12 protein-coding genes are annotated in these 13090 nt (G+C 72.7%); 6 read left to right on the forward strand and 6 right to left on the reverse strand.

Going from position 1 to position 13090, the window contains the following annotated elements; all coding sequences use genetic code 11:
* Positions 1-107 precede the first annotated feature (107 nt).
* The 4 genes from AB0I79_RS30540 to AB0I79_RS30555 all read right to left on the reverse strand — a co-directional run bounded on the left by AB0I79_RS30540 (position 108) and on the right by AB0I79_RS30555 (position 4432).
* Positions 108-2288: a xanthine dehydrogenase family protein molybdopterin-binding subunit gene (locus AB0I79_RS30540; RefSeq protein ID WP_357880008.1), complete on the reverse strand. Its 2181-nt coding sequence runs from the start codon at positions 2286-2288 to the stop codon at positions 108-110.
* Between the two features lie 85 nt (positions 2289-2373).
* On the reverse strand, positions 2374-3378 hold the full coding sequence (locus AB0I79_RS30545) for a xanthine dehydrogenase family protein subunit M (protein WP_357880011.1): 1005 nt from the start codon (positions 3376-3378) through the stop codon (positions 2374-2376).
* Between the two features lie 3 nt (positions 3379-3381).
* On the reverse strand, positions 3382-3861 hold the full coding sequence (locus AB0I79_RS30550) for a (2Fe-2S)-binding protein (RefSeq protein ID WP_357880014.1): 480 nt from the start codon (positions 3859-3861) through the stop codon (positions 3382-3384).
* An 85-nt stretch (positions 3862-3946) separates the two neighbouring features.
* The gene (locus AB0I79_RS30555) at positions 3947-4432 is read right to left on the reverse strand and encodes a hypothetical protein (protein WP_357880017.1); all 486 of its coding nucleotides are present in this window, start codon (positions 4430-4432) and stop codon (positions 3947-3949) included.
* A 200-nt stretch (positions 4433-4632) separates the two neighbouring features.
* Here AB0I79_RS30555 and AB0I79_RS30560 point away from each other — a divergent pair, with 200 nt between their 5' ends.
* The 3 genes from AB0I79_RS30560 (at position 4633) to AB0I79_RS30570 (ending at position 7873) form a co-directional block, all read left to right on the forward strand.
* Positions 4633-6303 (forward strand): metallophosphoesterase family protein, encoded by a 1671-nt coding sequence (locus tag AB0I79_RS30560; protein WP_357880019.1) that lies wholly within the window; start codon positions 4633-4635, stop codon positions 6301-6303.
* A 131-nt stretch (positions 6304-6434) separates the two neighbouring features.
* Positions 6435-7088, forward strand: coding sequence for a hypothetical protein (locus AB0I79_RS30565; protein WP_357880022.1), 654 nt, complete (start codon positions 6435-6437; stop codon positions 7086-7088).
* Positions 7085-7873: a hypothetical protein gene (locus AB0I79_RS30570; RefSeq protein ID WP_357880025.1), complete on the forward strand. Its 789-nt coding sequence runs from the start codon at positions 7085-7087 to the stop codon at positions 7871-7873. The genes AB0I79_RS30565 and AB0I79_RS30570 overlap by 4 nt, the downstream gene beginning before the upstream one ends.
* Here the strand turns inward: AB0I79_RS30570 and AB0I79_RS30575 are convergent.
* Both AB0I79_RS30575 and AB0I79_RS30580 read right to left on the reverse strand, forming a co-directional pair.
* Positions 7854-8828 carry an NAD(P)-dependent alcohol dehydrogenase gene (locus tag AB0I79_RS30575; RefSeq protein ID WP_357880028.1) on the reverse strand — a complete coding sequence of 325 codons (975 nt, stop codon included), beginning with the start codon at positions 8826-8828 and terminating at the stop codon, positions 7854-7856. The two genes, AB0I79_RS30570 and AB0I79_RS30575, sit on opposite strands and share 20 nt — an antisense overlap.
* 20 nt (positions 8829-8848) lie before the next feature.
* A complete protein-coding gene (locus tag AB0I79_RS30580; RefSeq protein WP_357880031.1) occupies positions 8849-10414 on the reverse strand; it encodes an IclR family transcriptional regulator C-terminal domain-containing protein in 1566 nt (521 codons plus the stop codon).
* A gap of 147 nt (positions 10415-10561) precedes the next feature.
* Between AB0I79_RS30580 and AB0I79_RS30585 the strand changes: the two genes are divergently transcribed.
* From AB0I79_RS30585 to AB0I79_RS30595, 3 genes are read left to right on the forward strand one after another with little or no spacing between them, the layout of a single operon-like run.
* The gene (locus AB0I79_RS30585; RefSeq protein ID WP_357880034.1) at positions 10562-11314 is read left to right on the forward strand and encodes a CoA transferase subunit A; all 753 of its coding nucleotides are present in this window, start codon (positions 10562-10564) and stop codon (positions 11312-11314) included.
* The gene (locus AB0I79_RS30590) at positions 11311-11943 is read left to right on the forward strand and encodes a CoA transferase subunit B (protein WP_357880037.1); all 633 of its coding nucleotides are present in this window, start codon (positions 11311-11313) and stop codon (positions 11941-11943) included. The genes AB0I79_RS30585 and AB0I79_RS30590 overlap by 4 nt, the downstream gene beginning before the upstream one ends.
* Positions 11940-13088, forward strand: coding sequence for a thiolase family protein (locus AB0I79_RS30595; protein ID WP_357880040.1), 1149 nt, complete (start codon positions 11940-11942; stop codon positions 13086-13088). The genes AB0I79_RS30590 and AB0I79_RS30595 overlap by 4 nt, the downstream gene beginning before the upstream one ends.
* Positions 13089-13090 lie beyond the last annotated feature (2 nt).

Below are 13090 nucleotides of genomic sequence, written 5' to 3' on the forward strand. Positions count from 1 at the left end.
GAGTTCCGGCGGTAGGGGTCTACCCCGCGCGGGCACGCGCTACAGCAGGTTCTCGATGAGGATCGGCGGGTGACTGCAGCAGGTTCTCGATGGCGATCGGCAGATGGCTACAGCAGGTTCTCGATGAGGATCGGGAGGCGGCGCGGCCGGCGGCCCGTGGCGTGGAAGACGGCGTTGGCGATGGCCGGGGCGACGCCCACCAGGGCCACCTCACCGAGGCTCTTCACGCCCATCGGGTTGAGCGTGAAGTCGGGCTCGTCGATGAAGTCCACCTCGATCGCGCCCACGTCGGCGTTGACCGGGATCACGTAGTCGGCCAGGTCGGCGTTGACGAAGCCGCCGTAGCGGGGATCGACCTCGCTGTGCTCGCTCAGCGCCGCGCCGATGCCCCACACCACCGCGCCGCGCACCTGGGCGTCCGCGGTGACCGGGCTGGCCACGCGGCCGCAGTCGGCCACGCTGACCACCCGCGAGACACGTACGCGCGGCGCGGCCGGCTCCACCCGCACCTCGACGAAGTGCGCGATGAAGCTGAACGCCACATGATCGGGATAATCGGGGCCCGCGGGGGCGACCAGTCCCGCGCGCATGCGGTCGATCGCCTCGGGCGGCTGGCCGGGCCCCTGGGTGACGGCCTCGGCCACCACCTCCTCCGCGCCGGTCGCCCGGACGGCGGCGGCCACGTCCACGGGGCCCTCCGGCGGCACGCCCAGGCGTTCGCGCAGCTCGCGCAGGGCGGCGTGGACCGCCAGCAGCGAGCTGTTGGTCCCCCACGCACCCGCCGTCAGGTGGTGGGGCACGGCCCGGGTGTCGCCGCAGACGGCGCGCACCGACTCCGTGCCGATCCCGAGGTCACCGGCGACGGCACGGACGAGGGCGGTCGTGATCCCCTGGCCCATCTCGTGCCCGCCCACCTCGGCCAGCACCCCGCCGTCCGCGCCGGCCCGCAGGCGGGCGAGCACGGGCACCGTCATCGCCGGGTACGCCCCGGCCGCCACCCCCCAGCCCACCAGCGTGCCGTCCGGCCCGCGCATCGACCCGGGATCCGGCGAGCGGCCCGCCCAGCCGAACAGCTCCGCGCCCCGCCGCAGGCACGCCGCCAGGTGCCGGGAGGAGAACGGCTTGCCCGTGACCGGGTCCGCGCCGGCGTCGTTGGCCAGGCGCAGCTCGACCGGGTCCCGCCCGGCGGCGTGGGCGAGCTCGTCCACCGCCGACTCCAGCGCGAACGCGGCCGGATGCTCGAACGGCGCTCGCATGTAGCCCGGGGTCTGGGCGTCGGTCCTGACGTGGCGCTGGCGGCCGCGGAACTTCCTGATGTCGTACAGGCGAGAGGTGATCTCCGTGTACGTGGCGGGCAGCAGGTCATGACGGGAGGCCTGCTGGTCCACCTCGTGGATGGCGGCCAGCAGCCGGCCCGAGCGGTCGGCGCCCAGGCGGACGCGGTGCCGGCTCACCGGGCGGAAACTGGCCGCGTGGAACGTGTGGGCGCGCGGCAGCACCAGCTTGACCGGGCGGCCGAGCCGGCGGGCGGCCACCGCCAGCGGCGCGATGTGCGGCTGCAGCGAGTTCTTCTGGCCGAACCCGCCCCCCACGTACGGGGCGATGACCTCGACGTTCTCCGGGTCGATGCCGAGCTGGCGGGCCAGGCCGCCGCGCAGCGCGCCGACGCTCTGGGATCCCTCGTGGATGACGAGCGTGTCCCCGCGCCACTCGGCCACGCCGCCGATCAGCTCCATCGGCACCTGGTGCTGCGGGCCCGCCTCGTAGACCTCGTCCACGCGCAGGGGGCTGCGCTCGTACGCGCCGTCGGCGTCGCCCACGACCACGTCCGAGAGGAACGGCAGCGGCAGGGCCTCCTGCTGGAGCACGGTCTCGGTGCCGTCCGCGTCCAGCTCCACCGCGAACGGCTCCTCCTCGTACGCGGCCCGCACCAGCCCGGCGGCCTCGGTGGCGGCGACCAGCGTGTCGGCCACGACCAGCGCGATCGGCTGTCCCCGGTAGGCGACGTGGTCGTCCAGCAGCGGCTGCAGGCTCTGGAAGGCGTAGCCGTCGGCCATGATGTAGCCGGCCGGGGAGATGTCCAGGTCGTCCAGGTGCGACAGGATGAGCAGGACGCCGGGGACGGCGGCGGCCTCGGCGGTGTCGAGGCCGGTGATGCGGCCCTTGCCGACGGTCGAGACGACCGGCATGGCGTAGGCGACGCCGGGCGGCGCGTGATCGGCGCCGTAGCGGGCCGCTCCGGTGACCTTCTCCCGCGCTCCGACGCGCGGCGTCCCCGCGTTCGTCATCGCGCGGCCCGCTCTCGGGCGTGTGGCGTGGCCGGCTCCGGCCACCGCGCGGTGCGCTCTCCGGCGTGTGGTGTCCCTCGGTTCGTCATCGCATGGCCCGCTCTCCCGCGATCCGCAGCGCCTCGGCGACGGTGCGGATGCCCAGCTCGATCCGGAACGCGTTGTGCCTGCCCGGACGCGCGCCGTCGAACGCCGACTCCCCGGCCCGCCGCGCGCTGCGCCTGTCCAGCACCGCCCCCACCAGCTCCCGCTCGGCGGAGTGGCAGCGCCAGGGCCGGGTGGCGACGCCGCCCACCGCGACGCGGCACTCCTCCACCGTCCCGCTCTCGCCCAGCGTGACGGCCACGGCCGCCGAGGCCAGCGCGAACGCGTACGACTGCCGATCCCTGACCTTGTGATACGTCGATCCGCGGCCGGCGGCGGTGACCGGCACGCGGATGCGGGTGATGATCTCGTCCCAGGCCAGCGTGTGCTCCTGGTCCGGCCTGTCACCGGGCTCGACGTGCAGGCCGGCCAGGGGCAGCGTACGCGGGCCGCGCGGCCCCGTCACGTCCAGGGCGGCGTCGAACGCGATCAGCGCGACCGCCCAGTCGCCCGGGTAGGTGGCGATGCACGCGTCGCTGCCACCGAGCAGGGCGTGCCCGCGATCCAGGCCGCCGATCGCCGCGCACCCGCTGCCCGGCTGCCGCTTGTTGCACGGGAACGCGAGGCCGCCGCGGAAGTAGCCGCAGCGGGTGCGCTGCAGCAGGTTCCCGCCCACGGTGGCCATGTTGCGCAACTGCTGGGACGCCGCCTTGGCCAGGGACTCGGCCAGCGCCGGGTAGTCGCGCCGCAGCACCGGGTCCGCCGCCACGTCGGCCATCAGCGCGCCCGCGCCGAACGACAGCTCGCTCGATCCCGCCGTGTCGATGCCGGCCAGCTCGGGCAGCGCGCGGATGTCCACGACGGCGGGCGGGGTCTCGACGTCCAGCTTCATCAGGTCGTAGAGCGTGGTGCCGCCGGCCAGCAGCTTGGTGCCGGGGCCGGACTCCGACAGGGCGTGGACGGCCTCGTCGAGCGTGGCCGGGGCCGCGTAGGCGAACGGACGCACCCCTCAGCCCTCCCGCCGCCCGGCCGCTGCGCGGATCGCCGCCAGGATGCCCGTGTACGCCCCGCACCGGCACAGGTTCCCGCTCATGTGCTCGCGGATCTCGTCGTCGTCACCGGCGTTGCCCTCGGCGATGCAGCCCAGCCCGGACATCACCTGCCCGGGCGTGCAGTAGCCGCACTGCAGCGCGTCGTGATCCACGAACGCCTGCTGCAGCGGATGCAGGCGCCCATCGGGGCCCGCCACGCCCTCGATGGTCCGTACCGACCGGTGGTTCGCCTGCACGGCGGGGAACAGGCAGGACACGACCCGGCGCCCGTCCACGTGGACCGTGCACGCGCCGCACTGCCCGTGGTCGCAGCCCTTCTTCGACCCGGTCAGGCCCAGCCGCTCGCGCAGGACGTCGAGCAGCGACTCCCGCGGGTCGAGGTCGAGGCGCACGTCCTGACCGTTGACCGTGAGTGTGGTCGCTACTTCCGAGGTCATACGCGCCACGCTAATGCCGGACGTCGCTTTTATCCCCACATGTCGGGATAAGGGCCGGTCAAGAATGGCCCCCTCCCGCCGGTGGTCAGGGCAGGACCGAGCCCGTGAGACGGCCGGTGCGGCGGTAGACGGCGCACATGATGTCGCGGTCCCCGTCCGCCCACGTCTCCGCCGTGGGCATGATCGGGTAGAAGGGCAGGTCCGCGCGGTCCCGCCCCCACAGCCCGGAGTGGCGCTCACCGCAGCTCTTCCAGGCGAACGCCGACAGCGCCGCCCGGTCGTACGGGCCGTCGGGGGCGTGGGTGAAGCCGTACGACTGGTTGTCGGCCCCGCCGTCGCACGGGGTGTAGAGCACGACCCGCTCGCCCGCCCCTGGCGAGTACGTCGGATCGCTGAAGCACTCACCGCCCTCGATCAGCAGGATCCCGGTCGTCTCCGCCGTGATGAACGCATCCGTCTTGGTCACCGGCTGCGCGGGCGGCACCACGAACAGCGTGCCGAGCGCGGCCACGGCGGGCAGCAGCCCCCAGCGGCGGGTCGCCGCCATCCCGTTCACCTCCCGCTCACGCACACGATCATCCGCGGCCGATCGTAGGCGGCGTCCGGAGAACGGCGGGCCAACGCCCGATGACGGCCACATTTCCGATCCCGAATTCATCTCGCGGACAGTCTCGGGACAGGTGAGCGTCAGCGATGCCTGGGTGAATGCGCTGGCGCCCGTCCCGCGCTCGCGGATGGGCGGACACCGCTTCTCGATGGAGTGAACAAGAAGTGAATCAGCCCACGAAGCCGCGGGCCTTCGGCTCCCGGCAGACGAAGCTCGCCGCGGTCGGCACCGGCGTGCTGCTGGTCGGCGCGTTAGCGTTCGGCCCGGCGGCCGCCGGCGCGGCGGCGCCGCCCGTCTATCCGGCTGCCGAGGTGCACAAGCCCACCCCGATCCCCGACCGCGTCATCCTCATCCCCACCACCACGCCGGCCACCAGCCAGCGCGTGTCGTGGCGAGCCGAGGCCACCGCCGACACCGCGCAGGCCCAGATCCTGGAGGCGCCGCGCGCACTCGGCCAGGTGCAGCCCGCCGCCGGCGCCGTGGCCACCGTGCGGGCGCTGGCCAGCACTCCGGTCAACACCACGCTCGGGTACGCCTCCACGTACCACACCGCCGAGTTCACCGGCCTGAAGCCGGACACCCGCTACACCTACCGCGTCGGCGACGGCACGAACTGGAGCGCGTGGACCGATTTCACCACCGCCGCCGAGGGCTTCGAGCCGTTCTCGTTCATCTACTACGGTGACGCGCAGAACTACCTCGACTCGGCCGTGCCGCGCGTGTTCCGCCAGGCGTTCGCCGACCGGCCGCAGGCCAGGGCGATCGTCAACGCCGGCGACCTCATCGACTCCGCCAACAGCGAGGAGCAGTGGGGCCAGTGGTTCAGGGCCGGCGGCTTCATCGACGGCCAGGTCAACAACATCTCGATCCCGGGCAACCACGAGTACAGCGGCGGCCTGTCGACCTTCTGGCGGCCCCAGTTCCCGTATCCGGACAACGGCCCCGGTAACGCCGAGCTCAAGCAGACGGCCTACACGCTCGACTACCAGGGCGTGCGGTTCATCGGCCTGGACACCAACCACCAGAGCAACGCCACCCTCATGGCCGCCCAGACGGCGTGGCTGGAGAACCTGCTCAAGAACAACCCGAACAAGTGGACCGTGGTGACCTTCCACCACCCCGTCTACTCGACCACGGGCACCCGCAACAACCCGAACGTCCGCGCCCAGTGGGCGCCGCTCTTCGAGAAGTACGGCGTGGACCTGGTGCTTCAGGGCCACGACCACTCGTACGGGCGCGGCAACCCGGTCTCGGCCCGCAAGTCGGCGACGGTGCACAACGGCGTCGCGTACGTCGTGTCGGTCTCGGGCGGCAAGATGTACGCGCTCAACGGCGGCGAGAACTGGACGGGCAACGGCGCCGAGGTACGCAGTACCAGCCAGAACACGCAGCTCTACCAGCTCGTCGACGTCACCCGGGACACCGTCACGTTCGAGGCCCGCTACGCCAACGGCGAGCACCACGACGGGTTCGTGATCCGCAAGGACGACAAGGGCGAGCGCACCGTCAACGACCTGCGCACCCCCGAGAACACGGTCGGCGAGCAGGTCACCGTCGACAAGACCTCGGTCCGGCGGCTGGAGACCCTGAAGGTCTCGGCCTACGGGTACGACCCGGGGGAGAAGGTCGCCATCTGGTGGCGCGAGAAGGACGACGACGTGGCGCGCCGCGGCCGCAACGGCACGCTGATCGGCTACGAGAAGGCCGATGAGCTGGGACGGGTCGAGGAGACCGTCCGGGTGCCCGCGCTGGTGAAGAGGGACGGGGTCTACGAGGTCTACCTGGACAGCCAGAACCAGAAGATCACCAGCCCCGCCATCACCGTGACCAAGTGATCCACCCTGGGCGGGGCCGCGGCCCGCGCGTGTGACGGGACGGTGTCCCGGTCATGTGCCGCCGTGTCGTCGGGCCATGCCCGGTCATGCGGCCCCACCCAGGCCTTTCTCGTTCCCACAGGAGCTTTTCCTTGACCCTTCCGCTCATCGCACGCCGCCTGTGCGTGCTGCTCATCACCGCCGCCGCGGTCCTGGTGCCCGCGCACGCGGCCGCGGCGCACCCGTTCGGGCCGCCGTCCACGGCCCGCGTCGGCGCCGACGGCAACCGGGTGAGCCTCGCCTGGTTGCCCGCCGAGGACGATTGGGTGGCGCTCGGCCGCTCCGTCGGTGCGCTCGAGGACCCGGCCGCGGGCGCCGACACCTCACTGACCGGGGAGCAGAAGCTGGCCCGCTCCGCCGCCGTCCGCGACTACCTGCTGGCCCACGTCGGCGTCACCCAGGCAGGCCGGCCCTGCGCGGCCGAGCTCGCCCCGCTGGAACGGCTGCTCGCCGAGGGTGCCCGGTTCAGCTTCGAGTGCCCGGAACGGGTCGTGGACGTGGACGTCCGGGTCGGCGCGCTGACCGACCTGCACGAGGCGTACCGCACGATGCTCACCGCCGAGACGCCGGCCGAGCCCGCCAAGGCGCTGCTCACGGCGGAGGCCGACACCCGCAGGCTGCGCTTCGACCCGTCGGCGACCGGCGGGGTGCCGCTCGTGGTGCCCGCCGTCGCGCTGGTGGCCGTGCTCGGCGTGCTGGTCGCCCTCCTCGTCCGCAGGCGGCGGCGCTCGGACGTGCGCGCATGAGCGGCATGACCGGACCGGAGAACTACCTGATCGGGTTGTTCGACGGGGCGGGCGCGTTCTGGCTGGCCCTCGTCGTCGCGCTCGGCGTGGGCGCGCTGCACGCCGTCGCACCCGGTCACGGCAAGAGCGTGACGGCCGCGTATCTGATCGGCACGCATGGGCGATACCGCGACGCGCTGCGGCTGGGCGTGGTCGTGGCGCTGATGCACACGGTCTCGGTGCTCGCACTCGCGCTGGCCTGGGTCGGGCTGAGCAGCGCGGCCGCCGTCGGCACCGAGGCCGTCACCGCCTGGCTGCAGGTGGTGGCGGGAGTGGTCGTGATCGGCGTCGGCGCCCACCTGACGTACCGCCATCTCCGCCACGGCACAGCGCCCGGCCACGGGCACGGGCACGGCCATGGGCACGGGCACGGCCATGGGCACGGTCATGGCCACGGGCATGGGGAGTTGGACGACCCGTGGTCGGCGCGCGGGCTCACCGCGCTCGCGCTGTCCGGCGGCCTGGTCCCCTCGCCGTCGGCGTTCATCGTGCTGGTCAGCGGCCTGCTCACGGGACGGTCGCTCGACGCGGTGGTGCTGGTGCTGGCGTTCGGCGTCGGGATGGCCGTCACGCTGACCGCCGTCGGGATCGTGACCGTGCGAGGAGCGGCGATGCTCAGCAGCCGTACGCCCCGCGTGCGCCTGCTGAGGACGGTGGCGGCATGGACGCCGGCGCTGGCGGGCGTCGCCGTGGCGATCGGCGGCTGCCTCTACCTGGCCACCGCCGTCACGTCCCTGGCGTCGTGACCGTGATCACCACGTTCCCCGTCTTCTGACCCGTCTCGACGTAACGATAGGCGTCGACGATCTCGTCCAGCGAGTAATGCCGGTCGATGACGGGCCGGAATTCGCCGGACTCGATCAGCTCCTTGAGATGCCGCGCTATTCCGGCGTCATTCTTGGGGTACGGGAACCTGACCCGCCTGCCGCCGAACAGGGGAGTGACGATCGTCAGGGCCAGGTTCTGCCATAACGGCCCCACGTCGGAGGCGATGAAAATGCCGCGCGGCTTCAACAGCCGCCGGCACCGTCCGAACGTGCTCTTGCCCACCGCGTCGATGACGACGTCATATCTCTGCTCGTCCGCGGTGAAATCCGTGGCCGTGTAGTCGACGACCTTGTCCGCCCCCAACCGGCTGACCAGGTCGAGATGTTTCGTGCCGCAGACCGCGGTGACCTTCGCGCCGATGTTCCTCAGCAGTTGCACCGCCGCCGAGCCGATGGCCCCGGTGGCGCCGTACACGAGCACGTCCTGCCCGGCGCCGGCCTTCGCCGAGCTGATCAGCGACAGCGCGTAGTGCGCGCCTTCCATGCCGGGAGCCGCCTCCTCGTACGACAGGCCCTGGGGGAGCGGCGCCAGCATGCCACCCTGCGGGATCACCATGTATTCCGCGTGCGCCCCGTACCGGGCGTCGTTGTAACCGAACACTTTGTCGCCTGGTTCGAACGCGGTGACGCCGCCGCCCACCTGCTCGACGTCCCCCGCGAATTCCGTGCCGAGAACGGGGACGCGCGGCCTGACGAGCCCCGTGAAGAATCGCCAGAGAAAAGGCTTGGCGGCCCGCATCGCGCAGTCCGTGCGGTTGACGGTCGTCGCCCGTATCCGGACGAGCACGTCACCGTCCTTGGCGACCGGTTTTTCGACGTCTGAAACGCTCACCACTTCCGGCGGGCCATATCTGGCGCGCACTGCGGCCTTCATGCTCGGATTCTAACCACGGATCAGCCGTCGATCGCGGCGTGCACGTGAGCGAGATCGGCCTCCATGCGCGCCGCCGTCTCCCTGAGCGCGGGCAGGACATCGCGCAGGAGCGTGGCGTTGGAGGCGCGCCCGGCGTGCGTGGCCACGTTCACCGCCGCCACCGTACGCCCCCGCCGGTCGCGGACCGGCACCGCGATGGACCGCACGCCCTCCTCCAGCTCCTGGTCGACCAGGGCGTACCCGTCCGCGGCGGCCTGGCGCACCAGGGCCCGCAGCTCGGCCGCCGAGGTGACGGTCCTGGGCGACAGGGGCCTCGGCACGATCGTGGCCAGCCGTTCGTCGGGCAGCTCGGCCAGCAGTACCCGGCCCATGGAGGTCGCGTACGCGGGAAACCTGGTGCCCACGGTGATGTTGATGCTCATCAGGCTGACCGTCTGCACCCTGGCCACGTACACCACGTCGTCGCCCGACAGCACCGCCACGGACGCCGACTCCCGTACGCGCGCCACCAGGTCGGCCAGGTGCGGCTGGACGACCTCCCCGAACGTCAGCCCGGACAGGCGGGCGTACCCGAGCTCCAGCACCCGGGGCAGCAGCACGAACCGGGCCCCGTCCGTGCTCGCGTAGCCGAGCCGCTCCAGCGTCTGTACGGCCCGCCGCACCGTCGCCCTGGGCAGGCCCGTGACCTTGGCGCAGTCGGCGAGGGTCAGGCCGCCCCGCGCCGTGCCCAGCGCGACCAGGACGGCCAGCCCGCGCGCCAGCGACTGCAGGAATCCCATCCCCAGCTCCTGCTTGGCGCTGCGCGACCGATCGACCCCAGCGACACCCGCCACCGCCGGCCCCGCCACCGCCACCGCCGCCCCCGCCACCGCCGGCCCCGGCCCCGGCCCGCCAACGGTGCTCGCCTCTCCAGCGGCGTTCGCTTCCTCCGTGGTGGACGGTTCGCCGGCGGCCAGCGTCGCTTCCATCTCGCCCGCCGTCTTGCGCAACGCGCCCATGCAGTGATCACGCAGCTCTGCCACGGTATGCCTGCTGGTGTGGCTGACCACGCTGACCGCGCAGACGGCCCGCCCTTCCCGGTCCCGCACGGGCATCGCCACCGCGATCAATCCAGGCTCGATGAGCTGATCGTCCTCCGCCCACGGTGCCGACGGGTCGAGCAGGGCCAGGCCGGCCGCGCACCGGTCCACGGGCAGCAGGTCGCCGACCCGGAAGGTGACCGACATGGTGCGCCGCCGGGTGCACTGCACGATGAACCGCACCCCGTCCCCATCGCGCACGGCCAAAGACACGGACTCGTCCAGCTCGTCCGCCAGCCGCCCCGCCAGCGGCGCGAGCGTGTCGCGCAGCCCGCCGCCCGCCAGGTACGCCTCGCCCAGCTCCATCAGGCGCGGCGCCGGCAGCACGTCGCGGCCCTCGGCCCGTACGTAGCCGAGGTGCGCGAGCGTCCCGAGCACCCGGTCCACGGTGGACCTGGCCAGGCCGGTCGCGCGCACCAGGTCCGTCGCCCGGACGGGCCACCGGGGGTTGGTGGCCAGCGCGCGCAGCACGGCGAGCCCGCGTTCCAGGGTTCCGGCCGCTTCCATCGGCTCCTCCTCCAGGCGGTGAGGCGACGGGCGGGCGCCCATGGCCTTCAAGGGGGACCTTTGACAGCCCCGCCCCCGATCCACATACTGAAAAACACATAATAGTGAACTAAAGTTCGCAGAGCGAACACGTACGAACGGAGCGTCGTGCGCAAGGACAAGGTGGTCGCCACGCCCGAAGAGGCGCTGGCCGGCGTGCGCGACGGCGCGTCGTTCGCCGTCGGCGGCTTCGGCCTCAGCGGCATCCCCAACGTGCTGATCAAGGCCCTCTACGACACCGGCGCGACCGGCCTCGGCGTCGTGTCCAACAACTGCGGCGTCGACGGCGGCGGCCTGGGCATCCTGCTGGCCGCCGGGCGCATCGCCCACGTCACCGCCTCCTACATCGGCGACAACAAGGAGTTCGCCCGCCAGTACCTGGCCGGCGAGCTGGAGGTCGAGCTGACGCCGCAGGGCAGCCTGGCCGAGCGGCTGCGCGCGGGCGGCAGCGGCATCCCCGCGTTCTACACCCCCGCCGGTGTCGGCACGCCCATCGCCGACGGCGGCCTGCCGCTGCGCCACCACCCCGACGGCTCGATCGCGGTCGCCTCGCCGCCGAAGGAGGTGCGGGAGTTCGACGGCCGCCCGTACGTGCTCGAACGCGGCATCCGTACGGACTTCGCGCTGGTCCGCGCGGCCAAGGGCGACCGCCACGGCAACCTGGTCTTCAACAAGGCCTCCAGGAACTTCAACCCGCTGGCCGCCATGGCCGGGCGCGTCACGATCGCGGAGGTCGAGGAGCTGGCCGAGCTGGACCCCGACGAGGTCCACCTGCCCGGCGTCTTCGTCCAGCGCGTGCTCGTCCTGACCCCCGAGCAGGCCGCCGACAAGGGGATAGAGAAGAGGACGATCACCGAATGAGCTGGACCCGTGACGAGATGGTCGCGCGGGCGGCGGCCGAGCTGCGCGACGGCGACTACGTCAACCTGGGCATCGGCCTGCCCACCCGCATCCCCTCCTTCCTGCCGCGGGGCGTGGACGTGGTCCTGCACTCGGAGAACGGCGTCCTCGGCGTCGGCCCGTACCCGAAGGCCGAGGACGTCGACCCCGACCTGATCAACGCCGGCAAGGAGACGGTCACCGTCCTGCCGGGCGCCTCGTTCTTCGACTCCTCGCTGTCGTTCGGCATGATCCGCGGCGGTCACATCGACGTGGCGGTGCTCGGCGCGATGCAGGTCTCGGCCCGCGGCGACCTGGCCAACTGGATGGTGCCCGGCAAGCTGGTCAAGGGCATGGGCGGCGCCATGGACCTGGTGCACGGCGCCCGCAAGGTCATCGTGATCATGGATCACAACGCCAAGGACGGCTCCCCGAAGCTCGTCGAGGTGTGCTCGCTGCCGCTGACCGGCAAGGAGTGCGTGCACCGGATCATCACCGACCTCGGCGTCTTCGACGTCACCGAGCAGGGGTTCGCGCTGGTCGAGCGCGCACCGGAAGTGAGCCTGGACGTGGTGCGCGAGCGCACCGGCGCGGAGGTGATCGCGGCATGAAGGACGTCTACATCGTCGATGCCGTACGCACCCCGTTCGGCCGCTACGGCGGAGCCCTGTCCAGGATCCGCCCCGACGACCTGGCCGCGCACGTCGTCAGGGCGCTGGCCGAGCGCAACGGCCTGGAGGCCGCCGACGAGGTCGTGCTCGGCAACGCCAACGGCGCGGGCGAGGAGAACCGCAACGTCGCCCGCATGGCCGCGATCCTCGCCGGCCTGCCCGTCACCACGCCGGGCGTCACGGTCAACCGCCTGTGCGGCTCCGGCATGGAGGCCGTCATCCACGCCTACCGCGCGATCGCCGTCGGCGACGCCTCCACCGTGATCGCGGGCGGCGTCGAGTCGATGACCCGCGCCCCCTGGGTGCTGCCCAAGCCGGAGAAGGCGTTCCCGGCGGGCGGGCAGGAGCTGGTCTCCACCACGCTCGGCTGGCGGCTGGTCAACCCGGACATGCCCGCCGAGCACACCGTCGCGCTCGGCGAAGGGGCGGAGCTGATCGCCGACAAGCACCGGATCGCGCGCGCGGAGCAGGACGCGTTCGCGCTGGCCAGCCACCAGAAGGCGGCGAAGGCGTCGTTCGAGCGCGAGATCGTGCCGATCGCCGGTGTGAGCCGGGACGAGGGCATCCGCCACGACACCTCCCTGGAGGCGCTGGCCAAGCTCAAGCCCGCCTTCCGCAAGGACGGCGGCACCGTCACCGCCGGCAACTCCTCCCCGCTGAACGACGGAGCCGCGGCCCTGCTGCTGACCGACGAGGCGGGCCTGCGCGGGCGCGAGCCCCTGGCCAGGATCGTGGCGAGCGGCGTCAGCGCGCTGGAGCCCCGCTACTTCGGGCTCGGCCCGGTCGAGGCGGCGGGCAAGGCCCTGGCCAAGGCGGGCAAGCGGTTCGAGGACCTCGACACCGCCGAGCTGAACGAGGCGTTCGCCGCCCAGGTGCTGGGCTGCCTGGCCGAGCTGCCCGGCCTCGACCCCGCGATCGTCAACCCCGACGGCGGCGCGATCGCCATCGGCCACCCGCTCGGAGCCTCGGGCGCCCGCGTCACCGGCGCGGTGGCCCACCGGCTGGCCGCCGCCGGCTCCGGCACCGGTCTCGCCTGTCTCTGCATCGGCGTCGGCCAAGGGCTGGCCGTCGTACTCGAAAGGTAGCG

The organism is Nonomuraea sp. NPDC050202, assembly GCF_040656115.1.
Lineage (GTDB): Bacteria > Actinomycetota > Actinomycetes > Streptosporangiales > Streptosporangiaceae > Nonomuraea.